This window comes from Exiguobacterium sp. s70, from assembly GCF_018618315.1.
Lineage (GTDB): Bacteria > Bacillota > Bacilli > Exiguobacteriales > Exiguobacteriaceae > Exiguobacterium > Exiguobacterium chiriqhucha.
The window spans coordinates 476,741-494,999 of sequence record NZ_JACSLV010000002.1; the positions used below are offsets into that span (position 1 = coordinate 476,741).

Annotated in this window: 22 protein-coding genes; all 22 read left to right on the top strand. The window is 53.6% G+C overall.

Translation table 11 applies throughout. From position 1 onward, the window contains the following. The first annotated feature begins 17 nt into the window (after nucleotides 1-17). The 22 genes from fliF to KNP84_RS07220 are packed head-to-tail and all read left to right on the top strand — an operon-like array spanning nucleotide 18 to nucleotide 18,251. Nucleotides 18-1,586, top strand: coding sequence for a flagellar basal-body MS-ring/collar protein FliF (fliF, locus tag KNP84_RS07115; protein WP_215114535.1), 1,569 nt, complete (start codon nucleotides 18-20; stop codon nucleotides 1,584-1,586). Nucleotides 1,587-1,591: 5 nt separating this feature from the next. Beyond that, nucleotides 1,592-2,599, top strand: coding sequence for a flagellar motor switch protein FliG (gene fliG, locus KNP84_RS07120; RefSeq protein WP_021067119.1), 1,008 nt, complete (start codon nucleotides 1,592-1,594; stop codon nucleotides 2,597-2,599). Further along, the gene (locus tag KNP84_RS07125; RefSeq protein ID WP_029595701.1) at nucleotides 2,583-3,305 is read left to right on the top strand and encodes a FliH/SctL family protein; all 723 of its coding nucleotides are present in this window, start codon (nucleotides 2,583-2,585) and stop codon (nucleotides 3,303-3,305) included. The genes fliG and KNP84_RS07125 overlap by 17 nt, the downstream gene beginning before the upstream one ends. Further along, a complete protein-coding gene (gene fliI / locus KNP84_RS07130; RefSeq protein WP_021067121.1) occupies nucleotides 3,292-4,611 on the top strand; it encodes a flagellar protein export ATPase FliI in 1,320 nt (439 codons plus the stop codon). The genes KNP84_RS07125 and fliI overlap by 14 nt, the downstream gene beginning before the upstream one ends. Continuing rightward, the gene (locus KNP84_RS07135) at nucleotides 4,608-5,042 is read left to right on the top strand and encodes a flagellar FliJ family protein (protein ID WP_215114536.1); all 435 of its coding nucleotides are present in this window, start codon (nucleotides 4,608-4,610) and stop codon (nucleotides 5,040-5,042) included. The genes fliI and KNP84_RS07135 overlap by 4 nt, the downstream gene beginning before the upstream one ends. A gap of 4 nt (nucleotides 5,043-5,046) precedes the next feature. Then, nucleotides 5,047-5,607: a MotE family protein gene (locus KNP84_RS07140; RefSeq protein WP_021067123.1), complete on the top strand. Its 561-nt coding sequence runs from the start codon at nucleotides 5,047-5,049 to the stop codon at nucleotides 5,605-5,607. Between the two features lie 20 nt (nucleotides 5,608-5,627). Then, nucleotides 5,628-6,674, top strand: a complete 1,047-nt coding sequence (locus KNP84_RS07145) for a flagellar hook-length control protein FliK (protein WP_251131176.1) — start codon at nucleotides 5,628-5,630, stop codon at nucleotides 6,672-6,674. Continuing rightward, a complete protein-coding gene (locus KNP84_RS07150; protein WP_021067125.1) occupies nucleotides 6,646-7,077 on the top strand; it encodes a flagellar hook capping FlgD N-terminal domain-containing protein in 432 nt (143 codons plus the stop codon). Before KNP84_RS07145 ends, KNP84_RS07150 begins: the two co-directional genes overlap by 29 nt. Before the next feature lie 11 nt (nucleotides 7,078-7,088). Continuing rightward, nucleotides 7,089-7,880 carry a flagellar basal body rod protein FlgG gene (gene flgG / locus KNP84_RS07155; protein WP_021067126.1) on the top strand — a complete coding sequence of 264 codons (792 nt, stop codon included), beginning with the start codon at nucleotides 7,089-7,091 and terminating at the stop codon, nucleotides 7,878-7,880. Then, nucleotides 7,880-8,098 (top strand): flagellar FlbD family protein, encoded by a 219-nt coding sequence (locus tag KNP84_RS07160; RefSeq protein ID WP_021067127.1) that lies wholly within the window; start codon nucleotides 7,880-7,882, stop codon nucleotides 8,096-8,098. The genes flgG and KNP84_RS07160 overlap by 1 nt, the downstream gene beginning before the upstream one ends. Beyond that, nucleotides 8,091-8,540, top strand: coding sequence for a flagellar basal body-associated FliL family protein (locus KNP84_RS07165; protein ID WP_021067128.1), 450 nt, complete (start codon nucleotides 8,091-8,093; stop codon nucleotides 8,538-8,540). Before KNP84_RS07160 ends, KNP84_RS07165 begins: the two co-directional genes overlap by 8 nt. 9 nt (nucleotides 8,541-8,549) lie before the next feature. Further along, nucleotides 8,550-9,539, top strand: a complete 990-nt coding sequence (fliM, locus tag KNP84_RS07170; RefSeq protein WP_021067129.1) for a flagellar motor switch protein FliM — start codon at nucleotides 8,550-8,552, stop codon at nucleotides 9,537-9,539. After that, on the top strand, nucleotides 9,536-10,651 hold the full coding sequence (gene fliY, locus KNP84_RS07175) for a flagellar motor switch phosphatase FliY (RefSeq protein WP_029595697.1): 1,116 nt from the start codon (nucleotides 9,536-9,538) through the stop codon (nucleotides 10,649-10,651). The genes fliM and fliY overlap by 4 nt, the downstream gene beginning before the upstream one ends. A 12-nt stretch (nucleotides 10,652-10,663) precedes the next feature. After that, complete coding sequence (locus KNP84_RS07180; RefSeq protein WP_021067131.1) at nucleotides 10,664-11,029, top strand: response regulator; 366 nt, start codon at nucleotides 10,664-10,666, stop codon at nucleotides 11,027-11,029. Then, on the top strand, nucleotides 11,026-11,520 hold the full coding sequence (locus KNP84_RS07185; protein WP_214836291.1) for a flagellar biosynthetic protein FliO: 495 nt from the start codon (nucleotides 11,026-11,028) through the stop codon (nucleotides 11,518-11,520). The genes KNP84_RS07180 and KNP84_RS07185 overlap by 4 nt, the downstream gene beginning before the upstream one ends. Then, nucleotides 11,517-12,182 carry a flagellar type III secretion system pore protein FliP gene (fliP, locus tag KNP84_RS07190; protein ID WP_021067133.1) on the top strand — a complete coding sequence of 222 codons (666 nt, stop codon included), beginning with the start codon at nucleotides 11,517-11,519 and terminating at the stop codon, nucleotides 12,180-12,182. Before KNP84_RS07185 ends, fliP begins: the two co-directional genes overlap by 4 nt. Nucleotides 12,183-12,193: 11 nt before the next feature. Continuing rightward, complete coding sequence (gene fliQ, locus KNP84_RS07195) at nucleotides 12,194-12,466, top strand: flagellar biosynthesis protein FliQ (protein ID WP_021067134.1); 273 nt, start codon at nucleotides 12,194-12,196, stop codon at nucleotides 12,464-12,466. Then, nucleotides 12,463-13,233 carry a flagellar biosynthetic protein FliR gene (gene fliR, locus KNP84_RS07200; RefSeq protein WP_021067135.1) on the top strand — a complete coding sequence of 257 codons (771 nt, stop codon included), beginning with the start codon at nucleotides 12,463-12,465 and terminating at the stop codon, nucleotides 13,231-13,233. The genes fliQ and fliR overlap by 4 nt, the downstream gene beginning before the upstream one ends. Then, entirely contained in the window at nucleotides 13,230-14,321 is a 1,092-nt protein-coding gene (gene flhB, locus KNP84_RS07205) for a flagellar biosynthesis protein FlhB (protein WP_021067136.1), read from the top strand. Before fliR ends, flhB begins: the two co-directional genes overlap by 4 nt. Nucleotides 14,322-14,334: 13 nt before the next feature. Then, nucleotides 14,335-16,353 (top strand): flagellar biosynthesis protein FlhA, encoded by a 2,019-nt coding sequence (gene flhA, locus KNP84_RS07210; protein ID WP_058763385.1) that lies wholly within the window; start codon nucleotides 14,335-14,337, stop codon nucleotides 16,351-16,353. Next, nucleotides 16,354-17,433: a flagellar biosynthesis protein FlhF gene (locus tag KNP84_RS07215; protein ID WP_215114538.1), complete on the top strand. Its 1,080-nt coding sequence runs from the start codon at nucleotides 16,354-16,356 to the stop codon at nucleotides 17,431-17,433. It abuts the gene before it with no gap. Then, a complete protein-coding gene (locus KNP84_RS07220) occupies nucleotides 17,412-18,251 on the top strand; it encodes a MinD/ParA family protein (RefSeq protein WP_021067139.1) in 840 nt (279 codons plus the stop codon). The genes KNP84_RS07215 and KNP84_RS07220 overlap by 22 nt, the downstream gene beginning before the upstream one ends. Nucleotides 18,252-18,259: the final 8 nt, after the last annotated feature.

Genomic DNA, 18,259 nt, shown 5'->3' on the forward strand with positions numbered 1-18,259 from the left:
GAGGATGACGAGTAGCGATGAATGAAAAGTTAAAAGAACGATTCGGTTCACTGACCGGTTCGCTTCAAACGATGAAAACGAACCGAAAAATCATTTGGGGTCTCGTCATCGTCGGCGTGATTCTTGTCGCGGTGCTCTTGACCGTCTTGCTGTCGCGCCCGAACATGGCCCCGCTCTATACGAACCTGTCCGCTCAAGAAGCGGGCGAGGTGACGGAACAGTTGACGGCCGACGGAGTGAAGGCTGAGATTAAAGCGACTTCGAACGGTGTCAGTGTATACGTACCGAGTGAGCAAGTCGACCAACTGAAAGTCAGTCTGGCGGCAGCAGGCATCCCGAAGTCGGGTGCAATCGATTATAGCTTCTTTAGCGAGAACGCTGGCTTTGGAACGACGGACCGTGAGATGGCCGTCATCGAACGGAGCGCGATGCAGACCGAGCTCGAACGGTTGATCACGCAAATCGAAGGAATCAACCAGGCGAAAGTCATCATCTCGATTCCAGAGAAATCGGTCTTCTTGGCCGAAGATCAAGGTGAACCGACGGCCTCCATCGTCTTAAATTTAGGAGCTGGTACGAATCTCGAGCCGGCGACGGTGAAAGGGCTCTATCATTTAATCAGTAAGAGCGTACCGAACTTGAAACCTGAAAACATATCGGTCATGGACCAATATTTCACGTATTACGATTTAGACCAGACGACGACGGCCGGTGGATCATCGACCGACCCGCTCGTCTTGAAACGCCAAGTCGAGAAAGATGTCCGTCAACAGATTCAACAAATGTTGTCGGTGTTGCTCGGCGAACGAAGCGTGCTCGTCTCGGTCACGGCCGATATCGACACGACGCAAGCGGCTGAAGAGCAAAACCTCGTGACACCTGTCAATGAGGACAGCATGGAAGGCATCGTCACCTCGGCCGAGCGGATTGCTGAAGCGTATACAGGCGGAACCGGCGCAGCGACTGCTGCCGGGACGGCCGAGAACGATACGGTCAATTTCCCGGCCGCCACGGGCACTGGGGAAGAAGAGAGCGAAAAGAATCATGAAATCATCAATTATGAAGTCAACCGAATCACGAAACAGATTCAGAACGCACCGTACTCGATTCGTGACCTCGGCGTCCAATTGATCGTCGAACCACCGAACGGGGCGACGACAATCGACCCTCAACTCGAGGGTGACCTCGAGACGATGATGTACTCGATTATCCGGACGTCACTCGCCAAGACCGGAGAGGCACTCACTGAGGCGGAACTTGAACAGAAAGTCGTCGTCGTCTCACGTCCGTTCGCAGAAACGGAAGAAGCGGCCGTGGTCGAACAACCGACCCAATGGTGGATGTATGCCGCCGCAGCCGGTGCCGTCGTCTTGCTCGCGCTCTTGTTCTTCGCGATGCGCAAGCGCAACCGCGAACCAATCGCCGAGTCGAACGAGTGGGAAGTCCCATATGAAGACGAAGTGCCGGACCTCGACCTCGAAGAACGGGGCGAAGGGGCCGTCAAGAAGAAACAGTTGGAGAAATTGGCAGAGAGCAACCCTGAAGAGTTCGCCAAACTTCTCCGTACATGGATGTCTGAGGAGTGAGTACTGTGAATTACGCCAAACAACCGAACCGAGAAAAAGCGGCCATGCTCATGATCTCGCTTGGACCTGAAGTGGCAGCGAGCGTCTACAAGCATCTGTCCGAAGAAGAGATGGAGCAATTGACGCTACAAATTTCGGCGTTGAAAAAAGTATCATCCGAACAAAAAGAAGCCATCATGGGCGAGTTCCACGAGCTCGCCATGGCGCAGAGCTATATCACGCAAGGGGGCATCGGATTCGCGAAAACGGTGCTCGAGAAAGCGGTCGGAGAAGAGAAGGCGATGGCCCTCATCCACCGCCTCACCTCGACGCTTCAAGTTCGACCGTTCGAGTTCGCCCGCAAGGCCGACCCGAAACAGCTGTTGAACTTTATCCAAAACGAGCATCCGCAAACGATCGCCTTGATTTTGGCGCATCTCGAACCGGTCAAGTCAGGACAAATTTTGTCTGAGCTCCCGCCTGAGATTCAGTCGGAAGTCGCCAAGCGGATCGCGACGATGGACCGACTCAACCCGGACGTGATTCATGAGATTGAACAGATTCTCGAGAAGAACTTGTCCCAAACGGATATGCAAGATTATGCCCAGTCTGGTGGCATCGAGGCGGTCGTCGAAGTGCTCAACGGCGTCGACCGTACGACCGAGCGCACGATTCTCGATGCGCTTGAAATCGAAGACCCGGAATTGGCCGAAGAAATCAAAAAACGGATGTTCGTCTTCGAGGATATCGTTACACTCGATTCACGGGCGATTCAGCGGATTATCCGCGAAGTGGCGAACGACGATCTCTTGCTCGCCCTCAAAGTCTCGTCCGACGAAGTCAAACAGATCATCTTCAAAAACATGTCGCAACGAATGGTCGAAACGTTCAAAGAAGACATGGAATTCATGGGGCCTGTCCGGTTGCGTGACGTCGAAGAGGCACAAAGCCGTATCGTCGGCATCATCCGTCGCCTAGAAGACGTCGGAGAAATCGTGATTAGCCGCGGTGGAGGAGATGACATCGTTGTCTAACGTAATCAAACGCCACTATGCGACACCACTCGAGCCGCAACGGATTGATTCAAAGCCGTTCCTCGAGCCGGTGAGTATGCTACACCAGGATGAAGAGCGGGAGCGGTTGGCCCAAACGCGTGCGCAACTAGACGAGCAAGCAGCCACACTCGAAGCGCGCCGCACGGCGATGGAACAAGAACTCGCCGACTTACGGGAAGAAGTGCTCGTGTCGGCTAGACAAGAAGGCTACGACGCAGGCTTTGAGCAAGGAAGACGGGACGGCAAGGCCGAGTATGAGGAATTGACGACCCGCTTAAACACGGTCAGCGTCGAACTCGAGCAGTTGTTTGACACGAAATGGCGGGACGCCGAGCAACAGCTCGTCGCCCTCGCCGTTGAGGTCAGCGCTCGCGTGACGACAGAACTCGTCCGAAACGATGAGGCGTTGTTCGCCGATCGTGTCCGTGAACAGTTGCTCCGTCAACTCGATGCGGAATCATTGACGGTGTACGTCCATCCAACGCGACTCGCCTCGATTCAACGCTTTGAAGCGGACTGGGTCATTCCAGACGGCCCGGGCATCAAATACCGGGCGGATGCAGGCTTGGATGAGACGAGCGTAAGGATTGAGACCCCTCATCACGGGGATGAGCTCGATTTGAGCTATAGCTTTGATCGCGTACGTTCCAAAATCGAGGAGGTCCTGGCCGATGGCGCTTATTGACCGCGTGCTCGAGTCGATTGTGTCCTCGCCCGATGACGAGTACGTTCGAAAAGTCGGACGCGTCTGTCGGGTAGTCGGTCTGATGATCGAGTCGAATGGACCGAGTGCTTTTATCGGAGAACGTTGTTTGATCGAGCTACCATCCGGTCAACACGTCGAAGCCGAAGTTGTCGGATTCAATGAGGCACGCGTCCTCCTCATGCCTTACGGCGAAACGACCCAAATCGCACCGGGATGTATGGTCAAAGGGACAGGCCGGATGCTTCAAGTGCCGGTCGGCGACGAGTTGATTGGCCAAGTGCTCGACGGTCTCGGCCGTCCTTTGTCCGGTGAGGGTGCAATGCCTGGCGCACGTTACGACGTGCTTCGTAAGCCGCCGAACCCGCTTGAGCGGCCCCGCATTTTAGACGTCCTCTCGACAGGCGTTCGCGTCATCGACGGTCTCTTGACGGTCGGGAAAGGACAGCGGGTCGGATTGTTCGCAGGTTCCGGCGTCGGGAAGTCGACATTGCTCGGCATGATCGCGAAACGATCATCGGCCGACATCAACGTCATCGCCTTAATCGGAGAGCGTGGTCGGGAAGTGAAAGAGTTCATCGAGAAAGAACTCGGACCAGAAGGGATGGCCCGCTCGGTCGTCATCGTGGCGACGAGCGACCAACCTCCGCTCGTGCGGTTGAAAGGAGCTTATACAGCGACAGCCATCGCCGAATACTTCCGCGACCAAGGCAAAGAAGTCGTCCTCATGATGGATTCGGTGACCCGGTTCGCCATGGCGCAACGGGAAATCGGACTCGCCACAGGGGAACCACCGACGTCTAAAGGGTATACGCCTTCCGTCTTCGCGATGCTGCCGCAACTGTTAGAACGAAGCGGGACCGCCGTGACAGGATCGATTACTGCGTTCTATACCGTCCTCGTCGACGGGGACGATATGAACGAGCCGATTGCGGATGCGGTGCGAGGGATTTTAGACGGACACTTCGTCATGGACCGCTCGCTCGCGAACCGTGGACAGTTCCCGGCGATTCACGTCTTGAAGTCGATCAGCCGCGTCATGAACCAAATTGCCACGCCGATGCATCGGGAGGTCGCGCAGACGTTCCGGGGTTGGCTGGCCACGTATTTGGATGCCGAAGACTTAATCAATATCGGTGCTTATAAAAAAGGGACGAACCCGGCCATCGATACCGCCATCGAGCAGTATCCGAACTTGTTGACGTTTTTAAAGCAATCCATCGAAGAAGAGGCCCCGCTCGAGGAATCGTTAGAGCGCCTGGCCCAAATCGTGCGAGGTGAACGATGAACAGATTATTGTTAGAGCGCATCATGCCGATCGCAGAACACGAGAAAGAAGAGTCGGCGACGGAGATGAGACAACATAAAGCGCGGTTCGAGACAGAGATGGAGACGCTGTATCGGCTCTTGTTGACGTACGAGTCGCTCATGAAGAGTCAAGACGAACAAGCTGGCGTCATTGATTTGCTCATGTCGCAATACCGTGAACAGACACGCGAACGGTTGAAACGCCAAATCGAGACACAACAACTCGTCGTCCAGCAGGCGCGTAACCGCTACCATTTGTCGCAGGAACGTCTGCTCGGAAAAGTCGTCGAGGAAAAGAAATATGTAACGTTGCATGAAAAAGTCAGTCAAGATGAAGTGGCCGCGACAAAGCTCATCGAACAGCATTTCATCGATGAGTTGGCAGTGATTCATCACGGGAAAGGGAAGTAAACCGATGGAAAAAGACAACACGAAGCGAGGCAGACAGCTATTGGTCGCGCTCGTTCTCGTCCCGGCCATCTTTCTACTCGTTGGAGGGATTGTCGTCATGAACTATGCGATGGACCGTCCGTTGTTATCGGTCCCGTTTCTAGAGACCGGTTCAAAACAAGAGCCGGAAGAAAAAGTGAAGACGAACGTGAACGTGACCGGTGTGGATACTGATGCCGCGAATCGCTTGAAAGTGGCGAATGCCGAGATTGAGAAGCTTCGGGCCGATAACGCCGAGTTGACGAACGAAGTGAAGGCTAGACAAGAAGAAGTCTCGAAGTTGATTCAGGAACGTGACCGACTCGTCGCGGAATTGGCGACGGCCAGTGCGGTCGAAGAAGAAACCTCGGACGTGTCTCGTGTCTATGAGGAGATGTCAGCGAAACAAGCCGCTGCCATCATGAACGAACTCGAGAGTCCGCAAGTGGCGAACCTATTGAAGGAATTGTCGCCGAAGCAACAAGCCGACATATTGGGACGGATGGATGCCCAACAGGCCGCCGTCGTCACCCAGTTGCTCCAGTGACTGGAAAGGAGGACATGATGATGAATATCGCCTTACTGGCCCAATCGATGCAAGGGGCACCACAAAAAGGCGGGGACGCGAGTGCGACCCCGACCGGACAGTTTTTAGAATTGCTCTCGGCCATGCTCGGAACGACGCCGACCGCGTCGCCTGAAGCTATGGCTGTTCCGGAAGACGAAGCATCACTCCCGCTCGAGAACGTATCGAATCGGTTAGAGCAGTGGCTGCAACAGCCGGATAGCCTGCAATGGTTGAAGTCGTTGCCGGCCGATGCGTATCGCAAGTTCATGGATGCCTATATCGGAATTTTGAATCAAGTCGCCCCGGAGCCTGCAACAGCCAAGGCCCCGGACGCAATCCCTGCACTGCTCACAAGCCAAGCGGCGGCGCCGACGCTCTCGTTTACGCTCACGAAGAAAGAGACGGACACACTCGTCCAAACAGTGCCGGTCGATCAAGTAGAGGAGAACGTGCGCATCATCCAGCAAGTCGTTGCGCAGTTTAAAGGGACGCTCGGACAGACCCCAAAACCTTTACCCGGTGTGACGCAAACTGAAACGCAATCCGCACAGATGCAACAGCCGATCAAAGAAACCGACTGGATGCCGAAAAGCATGACGTGGTCGAAACCGAATATCGACTCTGAGATGGTGATGTACGCCTCGAAAGGCTCATTACCTGAGAACATGCAGGCCCGCATCGAAGCGGCCTTGCACCGGGCACCGTTCAAGAGCGGGGCCGATGGGTCGAAAGTGTTCACGGTCCGTCTTTATCCGGAACAGTTAGGGGAACTCGTCGTCAAACTCGAACGGCAGAACGGGGAACTCGTCGTCAAGCTGTTTGCGAGTAACCAAGAGGCGAAGCAGTTATTGCAATCACAACTAGGACAGTTGCAACAGACGCTCCAGCCCGCGAACCCGAACGTCCGTGTCGAGGTCAACTTGACCCAACAAGCGCTAGAGACGAAAAACTCGAGCTTCAATGAGTTCGACCAACCTGAACCGGAACACCATGAACAACCGAAAGGAGACCCTGACGATGACGACAATCCAGCCGAAGACGAATGACTATACGCTACCGGATCAATCGATGCCGAAAGCGACGAACCAATACGATCAAAGCATGTTCTTGAAACTGTTGCTCGCCCAACTCGCCAACCAAGACCCGATGTCACCGATGGAAGACCGTGAGTTCATCTCTCAGATGGCTCAGTTCTCTTCTCTCGAACAGATGCAGACGATTTCGAAACAACTCGATTCCGCGCTCGTCGATCGACAAATGGCCTCGATTTCGGAGTTCAGCAATATGATCGGGCAAACGGTCGCTTATACAAACGAAACGGAAACCGAGACGATTAAAGGCTCGGGACGTGTTCTCTCGATTTCGAAGACCGAAGCCGGCTATGTGGCCGACCTTGAAGACGGAACGTCCGTCAACGTGTACAACATCACTTCCATCAAACAAGCATAGGGGGATTCATCATGTTAAGAGCAATGTACTCAGGAATCAGTGGTTTAAAGAACTTCCAATCGAAGCTTGATGTCGTCGGGAACAACATCGCCAACGTCAACACGTTCGGCTATAAAAAGGGCCGGGTCACGTTCAAAGACCTCGTCAGCCAACAAGTCGGTAGTGCGACGGCGGCGAACGGTGTCAGCGGTGGGGTCAACCCGAAAGAAGTCGGTCTCGGGGGCACGATGGCGACCGTCGATAACGTCTATAACCAAGGCGCCATGCAAAACTCAGGGAGAGCGCTTGATGTCGGGATCTCAGGAGAAGGATTCTTCGCCTTGGACGTGAACGGCCAGACACAATACACGCGGGCCGGTAACTTCTATACGGATAACACAGGAGACCTCGTCAACGGAGACGGTGCGTATGTCCTCAGCATGACAGGAGACCGAATCAACATCCCTGCCGGTGCGAAGTCGCTCTCAATCGGGAAAGACGGACAAGTCAGCTACGTCGATAACGCCGGAGCTTCGACAGTCGTCGGCCAAATCCAAGTCGTCACGTTCGCCAACAACGCCGGATTGTCAAAAGTCGGCGCGAACAACTTCATTCAATCGCAAAACTCAGGTGAGCCGAACATTGGTATCCCTGGACAAGATGGGCGTGGCGAACTCGTCTCGGGTGCGCTCGAGATGTCGAACGTCGACTTGTCGGAAGAGTTCACAGAAATGATTGTCGCGCAGCGTGGTTTCCAAGCGAACACACGAATCATCACAACATCGGACGAGATTCTCCAAGAACTCGTCAACTTGAAACGCTGATGATTCGCGTCACGACGCTCCGGGGTGAAGAACTTGTGCTGAACGCCTTGTTCATCGAGACGGTCAAAGCCGAGCCCGATACGATCATTCACTTGTATAACGGAAAGACGTATATCGTCCGCGAGACGAAACAACAAATCATCGACCGGACGACGGCGTTCTATGCCTCGGTCGGTCTGGTTGGAACGATAGGCATACGAGGTGAAGAAGATGAGTGAAGAAAAACAAAAAGGCGGCGCCATGAAGATGGTGCTCATCCTGCTAGTCGTCCTGCTCGTCATGGGCGGGGCCGGATTTATGACTTATAAATACTTGTTCGGTGACAACGTGACGGCGAAGACGAAACCTGTCACCGCCGAAGAATTGGCCGAACGCAGCTTCACAACGGACGATATGACGACGAACATCCAAGATGAGCGTTTCATCAACGTCCAGTTCACAATCGTGACGGATGCTGCGGAGACGAAAGAAGATCTCGAACTTCGAAAGTTCCAAGTGCATAACGTCATCCTCGGCGATTTGGCCGGCATGACGAAAGCGAAGCTCACGACGAAAGAAGACATGCAGAAGTTTGAGCAGTCGCTCCGCAAACAATTAAACGGACTGTTGGAGTCAGGTGAGGTCCAACGAGTCTACATGACGAAGAAAATCATACAGTGAGGTGGCATCATGGGAGAAGTCTTATCTCAACAAGAAATTGATGCCTTGCTATCGGCGTTAAGCAGTGGCGACGTCGAAGCCGACTCCTTTTTGGCCCAGGAAGAAGAGCGGAAAGTCCGGCAGTATGACTTTAAACGGGCGGTCCGCTTCTCGAAAGACCAAATCCGAAGCTTGACCCGGATTCATGAGCATTTCACACGGATGCTGACCACGTTCTTCTCGGCCCAGCTCCGGACATACGTCCAGTTCACGGTCAACTCGGTCGAGCAGCTTCCTTATGACGAATTCATTCATTCCATTCCGAGCATGACGATGATCAACTTGATTGAAGCGCCGCCGCTCAACGGCCGTTTCATCATCGAAGTGAATCCGAACATCTCGTACGCGATGCTCGATCGCCTACTCGGCGGTCCCGGGGTCGAGATTGAAAAAGTCGAGAGCTTCACGGAAATCGAGATGCGCATCTTGACGCAATTATATAAACGAGCGTTTGCAGGATACGGAGACGCCTGGGAATCGATTGCCGAGATCAAGTCAGAGATGACAGCGGTCGAGGTCAATCCCCAGTTCCTCCAACTCGTCTCGCCAAACGAGACGGTCGTCCTCGTCTCGATCGGTGTCACCATCGGCGAAGTGAGCGGGACGATCAACGTCTGCTTACCGTTCGTGACGATTGAGCCGGTGTTATCGAAACTGTCGAGTCATTACTGGATGCAAGAGGCCAATCGCCGTAATGCGAGCGGGAACAGCAAAGAACCGCTCAAAGCCCAGTTGATGAACTCGTCGGTCGAGGTCGTGTCCCTGCTCGGGGAGACGACGATCACGTTCGGTGACTTGTTGCATTTAGAGGTCGGGGACTGTTTGACCCTCGATCAATTGGTGAAAGACCCGTTATCGATCATGGTAGGGGAAAATAAAGTGTTCAGAGGGCAAGTCGGTGTGAGCGGGAAGCGGATGGCGGTCCAAGTGCTCCACCGGGTGAAGGAGGAAGAGCAATGAGTGAGATGTTGTCACAAGATGAAATAGACGCGTTATTGCGCGGGACGAGCGAGTCGTCAAAACCGGAGGCGAATCCTGAAGAACATCTTGATTCGATGGAAAGCGACGCCTTAGGGGAAATCGGGAATATTTCGTTCGGTAACTCGGCGACGGCGCTATCGACGTTACTGCAACAAAAAGTAGAAATCACGACTCCAATCGTCAGTGAGGTCACAATCGATGCGCTCCGTGAGCGTTATCCGACGCCGCACGTGGCACTTCGAGTCGGCTATACGGAAGGCTTGAAAGGCGAGAACGTGCTTGTATTGACACGTGAAGACGCCGCCATCATCTCAGACTTGATGCTCGGTGGAACTGGGATTGGCGTCGATCCGGAAGGACTCGATGAAATTCGTCTTTCAGCCGTCCAAGAAGCGATGAACCAAATGATGGGTGCGGCAGCGACATCATTGTCGACCGTATTCTCGAAAAAGATTGATATTTCACCACCGCTCGTCGAAGTGTTCGATGCGACGAAGAACCAGACGATTATCGACCGCCTCGAGCTTTGGGAGACGATGGTCTTAATCGAGTTCAACTTGAAGGTCGGTACGTTAATCGATTCGAAAATCGTTCAAATCGCCCCGGTCCAGTTCGGGAAACAACTTGTCAACGAACTGATGGCCGCCACATCGCCAGCCCCTGTCGCACCAGCTCCGGCAGCTGCCCCGGCCGCGCCGAAGCAGGAAGCGCCGAAGGCACCGGCTCCCGCCGCCCAACAACCGGTTCGTCCGGCAGCGAAGTCGGTACCGGAAGTCGCGGTCAGCCAGGCCGAGTTCATGCCGCTCCACGCACCGGCGACGAACGACTCGATTCCAGCGAATCTGGGATTGTTGTATGACGTGCCGCTCAACGTGACGGTCGAACTCGGACGGACGAAACGTTCGGTCCGAGAAGTGCTTGAGCTGTCACAAGGTTCGATTATCGAACTCGACAAGTTGGCCGGTGAGCCGGTCGATATTTATGTGAACCAACAACGGATCGCCCGCGGCGAAGTCGTCGTCATCGAAGAGAACTTCGGCGTCCGCGTAACAGAAATTATCCAACCGCACGAGCGGATTGGCATCGTTTAAGGAGGAAGAACAATGAGTGCAAAAATTTTAGTGGTAGATGATGCGGCGTTCATGCGCATGATGATTAAGGATATCTTGACAAAGAATGGATTTGAAGTCGTCGGAGAAGCGGAGAACGGTGTCGATGCAGTCGCGAAATATCGTGAGCTCATGCCCGATCTCGTCACGCTCGACATCACGATGCCAGAAATGGACGGCTTGGCAGCCTTGAAAGAAATCCGTGGGTTCGATTCGAACGCGAAAGTAATCATGTGTTCGGCGATGGGACAACAAGCAATGGTCATCGATGCGATTCAAGCAGGAGCAAAAGACTTTATCGTCAAACCGTTCAACGCTGAACGCGTCGTCGAGGCAGTCTCAAAAACGGTCGCACAATGAACAAGTGGTGGTTGATTATCCTTCTCGTGGCTGGGTTATTCATCCCGGCCACGGTCGAGGCCGCCACCGTCGACCAACAGTTCGAACAGCAACAACCAGACACGAAAGAGGAACCGGTCACATCGGCCGTCTCATCGGTCGGCACGGCCATCAAGCTCATCTTGAGCCTGGTCGTCGTCATCGGTGGGTTCCTCGTCCTCGTGCGATGGTTGAACGCACGGACACAAGGCGTGAAGTCGGCTCAGCATTTGACCCATCTCGGTGGTGTCCCGCTCGGCAAAGACCGTTCGGTGCAACTCGTCAAGCTCGGTGAACAAGTGTACGTGCTCGGTGTCGGCGACTCAATTCAATTGCTCGACCGGATTGATGCCGAAGCGATGGACGAGGCGGCGCTCGATGCCCCGACCTTGAACCAGTCGAACTCGTCGGCTTTCCTCGACACGTTTAAACAACAGTTGGCCCAGATTGAAGAAGTGAGGAAGAAACGATGACGACGATTGAACAATTAATCAACTTGGAGACGCCAGACAGTACATCGACCTCGATCAAATTGTTGGTCGTGCTCACCTTGCTCACGCTCGCGCCATCGTTTTTAATCTTGATGACTTGTTTCACACGAGTCGTCGTCGTGCTTTCGTTCATCCGCCCGGCACTCGGGACGCAGCAGACGCCACCGAACCAGCTGATTATCGGGCTCGCCCTGTTCATCACGTTGTTCGTCATGTCGCCTGTACTATCGGAGTTGAATGATCAGGCGTTGTCGCCATATATGGACGACGAAATCAGCCAAGACGAGGCGTTCGAAGAGGCGGGGAATACGATGAAGCGGTTCATGGCCCAATATACGCGCCAAGAGGATTTGCAATTATTTATTAAATATGGGAACTATGAGCAACCTGAGTCGGTCGAAGATGTCCCGCTGCTCGCGATGGTCCCGGCCTATGCGATTAGCGAGTTAAAAACGGCGTTCCAAATCGGGTTCATGATCTTCTTGCCATTTTTGATTATCGATATGGTGGTGGCGAGTGTCCTCATGTCAATGGGGATGATGATGCTTCCGCCGGTTATGATCGCATTGCCGTTCAAATTGTTACTGTTTGTGTTGGTGGATGGATGGCACTTGATTGTGGAGTCCTTGCTTAGAAGTATGTAGGAGGAACGAATATGACGCAGGAAATGGTCATTTATTTGGCGACGGAGAGTGTGTGGACGTTATTGAAAATCTCGATGCCGCTCTTGTTGATCTCGCTCGTCGTCGGTCTCGTCATTTCGATTTTACAGGCGACGACACAAATTCAAGAGCAGACGCTATCGTTCGTGCCAAAGATCGTCTCGGTCTTTATCGGGCTCGTCGTCTTTGGGCCTTGGATGCTGCAACAGATTGAAGGGTTCACCCGTTTGATTTTTGAACTGATGGTCGAGGTCGCCTCGAAATGAACGCGGTCGATTTCATCAGTCTCTATGGATTGACGTTTGCCCGTCTTTCCGGCTTCTTCGTGAGCGTCCCGTTATTTTCATCCCGGCAACTGCCGGTCATGCACCGCGTCGCGTTCAGTGCCTTTTTAGCGTATTATGCGATGTTCACGGTGACAGAGCCGCTCGATCTCGGTCAAGCCTATATTTTACAGGTGTTGTACGAGGTGTTGATCGGGTTAGTGCTCGGTATTTTGATTAACATTTTATTCTTTGCGCCTCAGATTGCGGGTGGCGTCATCGATTTACAGCTCGGACTCGCGATGGCATCGGCCTATGACCCGATGTTCGGAGGCCAGTCGCCGCTGATTGGTCGATTCTATTATATTTTTACGTTGTTTATCATGCTGTCGAGCAACTTACATCTGTTGCTGATTGATGGTATCTATTATAGCTTTCAAATTTATCCGCCGGGTCAGCCGATCATCGACTTTAGCGAAGCGTCACTCATGATGGCCGTCAAGGTCGTCACGATGACAATGATGGTCGCCTTGCAGCTTGCCTTTCCGCTCATGGCGTCGCTCTTGCTCGTCGACATGGCGCTCGGGTTCTTGGCGAAATCGGCGCCGCAGTTCAATATTTTTGCAATCGGATTTTCATTCAAGCTGATTGCGGGATTTTCGGTCATGGTCGTCATGATGGGCTTGACCTTGAACGGCATCAGCCAATTCATCCCGATTCTACAAGAAGTGTTACGTGATTTTATGACTGTGCTAGGAGACGCCTCATGAAGCCTCTATATACCTTATCGGTCGATCTTCAATTTTTTGCAGGAGAAAAAACCGAAAAAGCAACACCACGTAAACGAGAGGATTCGCGTAAGAAAGGCCAAGTGGCCAAGTCAGCCGATTTGACCGGTGCCTTCGCCTTGTTCGCGATGTTTCTCATGTTATCGTTCTTAGGGCCGTATCTCGGCAAACAGTTGTTCAGTGTGACGAAAGAGTTGCTCGGTCCGAGCTACTTGCTGTTCGATCTGTCCAACGGGTTGTCCGGCATGCTCACCGACTTGTTGCTTCGGGTCGGACTGATCGTAGGCCCGTTCTTCGCGGTCGCCGTCGTGTTCGGGATTTTAATCAACTACCTTCAAATCGGGACGTTGTTCTCGGCGGAAGCGATTCAACCGAAACTCGAACGAATCGATCCGATTAAAGGGGTCAAACGGATTATCAGTATGAAAGCGGTCGTCGAATTTTTAAAGTCCTTATTCAAATTATTGATTATCCTGACGACTGCCGTCGCCGTGCTCTGGCAGAATCAAAAAGAGCTGTCCCGCATGGCGGTCGAACATATCCGTGAATCGGTCATCGCGCTCGCCCATATCACGATCGAACTCGGACTATGGGTGAGTGTGGCCTTGCTCGCGCTCGCGTTGCTCGACTTCTTCTATCAACGATTCGATTTTGAGAAATCGATTCGCATGTCGAAGCAAGATATCAAAGACGAGTATAAGAATAGTGAGGGTGACCCGCTCATCAAATCGAAAATCAAACAACAACAACGGGAGATGGCGATGCGCCGTATGATGCAAGAAATTCCGAACGCGGATGTCGTCATCACCAACCCGACCCACTATGCCGTCGTCATCCGGTACGACGACACGAAAGACTTCGCGCCGCTCGTCGTCGCCAAAGGGGTCGATCGTGTCGCCTTCAATATCCGTGACGTGGCCAAAGAACATGACATCCCGATTGTCGAAAACAAACCGTTGGCCCGTGCGCTGTACGCCCAAATGGATATCGGGGAAGTCGTTGACGAGTCGTTTTATCAGGCGATCGCCGAAGTGCTCGCATTCGTCTATCAATTGAAACAACCGTCTTGAGGAGGAGTATGTATTGGCAGTAAAAGCTAAAGATTTTGCGGTATTGATCGGCGTTCTGTTAATCGTCGTCATGCTCGTCATCCCGTTACCGGGGTTCATGTTAGATTTCTTAATCATTGTCAACATACTGATTGCGTTGCTGATTTTACTCGTCGCGATGAATGCACGTGAAGCACTCGACTTCTCGGTCTTTCCTTCGCTCTTGCTGATCGTGACGTTGTTCCGGCTCGGATTGAACGTGTCGACGACACGTTCGATTTTATCGACCGGATACGGTGGAGAAGTCATCGAGACATTCGGTAACTTCGTCGTAGGCGGGAACGTGCTCGTCGGGTTCGTCGTCTTCCTCATCCTCGTCATCATCCAATTCGTCGTCATCACGAAAGGGGCCGAACGTGTATCCGAAGTGTCGGCGCGTTTCACCCTCGATGCGATGCCAGGGAAACAGATGGCCATCGATGCCGATTTGAATTCGGGCTTGATTGATGACAAAGACGCGCAAATCCGGCGGAAAAAGATTCAAAGTGAAGCCGACTTCTATGGGTCGATGGATGGGGCCTCGAAGTTCGTCAAAGGGGACGCCATCGCTGGGATTATCATCGTCGCCATCAACTTGATTTTCGGAATCATCATCGGTACCGTCCAAATGGGTCTTCCGGTCGGTGAGGCGTTCCAAACGTTCTCCCTCATGACGATCGGCGACGGGCTCGTCGGTCAAATCCCGGCGCTCCTCATCTCGACGGCAACCGGGATTATCGTCACGCGTGCCGTCTCGGACGGGAATCTCGGCGAGGACGTCGTCGATCAGCTCGGTCAAAACCCGACGCTGCTCTATATCGCCGGCTCCATCGTCATCATGCTCGGCTTTATTTCGCCGAGTCTGCTCCCCGTGACGCTCATCATTGCCGGAGCCACGTTCTATGGTGCCTATACGATGCGTCGCAATTTGAAACGGGTCATCGATACGCCGTTACCGGAAGAAGAACCGTCGGCACCGACCGAGACTGTCGTTTCGCTGTTACAGATTGATGCTATCGAGTTCGAGTTCGGCTACGGACTCATTCCGCTCGCCGATGAATCGCAAGGCGGCGACTTGCTCGACCGAGTCGTCATGATTCGTCGTCAGCTCGCGCTCGAACTTGGGTTCATCTTGCCGACAGTACGGATTCGCGATCATCTGCAATTGTCACCGAACGCATATCGCATCAAAGTGAAGGGCAACGTCGTCGCTGAAGGCGAACTCTTGCTCGATCATTACTTGGCAATGAGTCCTGGGATTGAAGATCCGGAAGTATATGGGATTGAAACGACGGAGCCGGCGTTCGGTCTCCCGGCGTTATGGATTGATGAAGAGACGCGCACCCGCGCAGAGATGAGCGGGTATACCGTCGTCGATCCGCCATCCGTCGTGGCGACACATTTGACGGAGACGCTCAAGAAACACGCTGCCGACCTGCTCGGCCGTGAAGAGACGAAACAGCTCGTCGAGCATTTGAAAGAGACACATCCGGTGCTCGTCGAAGACGTGACACCATCCGTCTTGTCGATTGGAGACATTCAAAAAGTGCTCCGTCATCTGTTGAAAGAACACGTCTCGATTCGCAATTTACCGCTCTTGTTCGAGACGATGGCCGACTATGGCAAAGTGACGAAAGACGCGGATATCCTCGGCGAATACTGCCGGCAAGGTCTGTCGCGTCAATTGACCGACCAAGTCAGTCCGCCCGACGGACCACTCTACGTGGTCACGCTCGGCGGCCAGACCGAACAGCTGATTCAAGACGCCGTTCAAAAGACGGAGTTCGGCAACTATTTGGCGCTCGACCCGGAACAAGCGCGCGAGATTATCGAACGCTCGGGCGAGCAGCTGTCGATGTTCGAACGCTACGGGGCATCGGCCGTCATTCTTTGTTCGCCGACGATCCGCCTGTTCGTGAGACAATTGCTCGAACGGTATTATCCGGATGTGCCGGTCCTCGCCTACAACGAACTGCTCAGCTCGATTGAAGTGAAAAGTATTGGGGTGATTTAAGTGCAAATCAAAAAATATACAGGCAAGACGATGGCGGAAGCGATGGCGAAAGTCAAACAAGAGTTTGGCGACGACGCCGTCATCTTGAATTCGCGCCAAGTGAAGAAAGGATGGCTCGGCTTGTTCGCCTCACAACACGTCGAGGTCATCGCCGCGCTCGAGAAGGCGCCACTCGCCGTCAAACCACGTACGGTTGCGAAGCCGGTCGCGGCAACGAAACCTGAGGCAACGCCAAAACGTCAACCGCAACCACGGAACGTCGCGTATGCTGCGCCTGAAATCTCGGGAGCGAGACGGTTGCCGGCACCATTGGCACACGTCGAAGCGCTGCTCGCGTCCGAATCGTTTCAAGGTGAAGCGTGGGACGAAGCGATTCAGGAACTGTATTACACGACAAAATCGGTCGACGCCGTCGAACGTTACGTCCGCGATCAAATCCAAAATTCTTTCTTGCCTGTACCGGAACCGAAGCGGTACATGATGCTCGTCGGTCCGACCGGTGTCGGCAAGACGACGACGCTCGCGAAACTAGCCGCCCACTATAAGCTCGAGCATGGACTCTCGGTCGGCCTCATCACGACGGATACGTATCGAATCGCTGCCATCGAGCAGTTGAAGACGTACGCCGAGATTCTAGACATCCCGGTCGAGGTCGCCTACGATTTTGATGATTTCAAGCGGGCGAAGCAGCTGTTCGCTCGAAAAGACATCATTTTGATTGATACGGCTGGCCGCAATTTCCGCGACGAGGCGTATGTTGAGCAGTTCGAGCGGCATCATGACTTTTCGGAGATGAGTCTCTCGCTCGTTCTCAGCTTGACGTCAAAGATGCGGGACATGGAAATGATATATCGTCAGTTCGAGCCGTTGCCGCTCGGGTCGCTCATCTTCACGAAAGCGGACGAGACGAGCGACATCCATGCGATGTATCGGATGGTTCGCGAAAGTGGGCTGCCGGTCGCTTGGCTGACGGATGGACAAGAAGTGCCTGACGACCTCGTCAACGGGGACCCTTCCCGGCTGACGGATCGGTTGCTTGAGAAAGAAGGGTGGACCCAATGGACCAAGCAAGACGTCTAAGGGCGAAAACAGAGACCCCACCGACGACGATCGCTTTCGCGAGCGGGAAAGGCGGGGTCGGCAAGACGAACGTCTGTGTCAATACGGCCATCGGCCTCGTCGAGCTTGGGAAGCGCGTGTTAATCGTCGATCTCGACATCGGGATGGCGAACGTGCATATCTTGTTGAACGCCTCGAGATCACGGACGATGATGGATTCGGTCAAAGCCCGAATTCCGCTGGCCGCCTCGGTTCAGAAAGGTGTGCATGGTGTCGATATATTACATGGGGGGAGTGGACTTGATGAACTAGTCCAATTCTCACATGCCGATATGCAATTTTTTATGCGTGAACTCGAAGTGCTCACTGAATACGATTATGTCCTGTTCGACATGGGGGCCGGGGCGACCGACACATCACTTCAATTCATTGAAGGATGCGATGAGATGTTTCTCATCTTGACGCCTGAACCGACCTCGCTCATGGATGGGTACGCCTATACGAAGCTGGTGCATCGACAAAGCCCAGACTTACCGCTCGGCGTCATCGTCAATCGGGCCCAATCGGGTGAGGAAGCGCTGCAATGTTTTGAACGAATGGAAGTTGCGTGTGAGCAGTTTTTAAAGAAATCGATTCGATTCCTCGGGTATTTACCAGATGACGCCACGGTCAGACGAGCGGTCATCGCCCAAGTCCCGTTTTACCATTTGGACCGAAAAAGTGATATCAGTTGGCGGTTAGAGCGGATTTTAACGACATTGACCGGGACACCGCCGAAACCGCGTCATTTTATGGATCGCTTGATGGGGAACTTGAAACGTCAGTGGAACCGAGTCTAACGACAGGG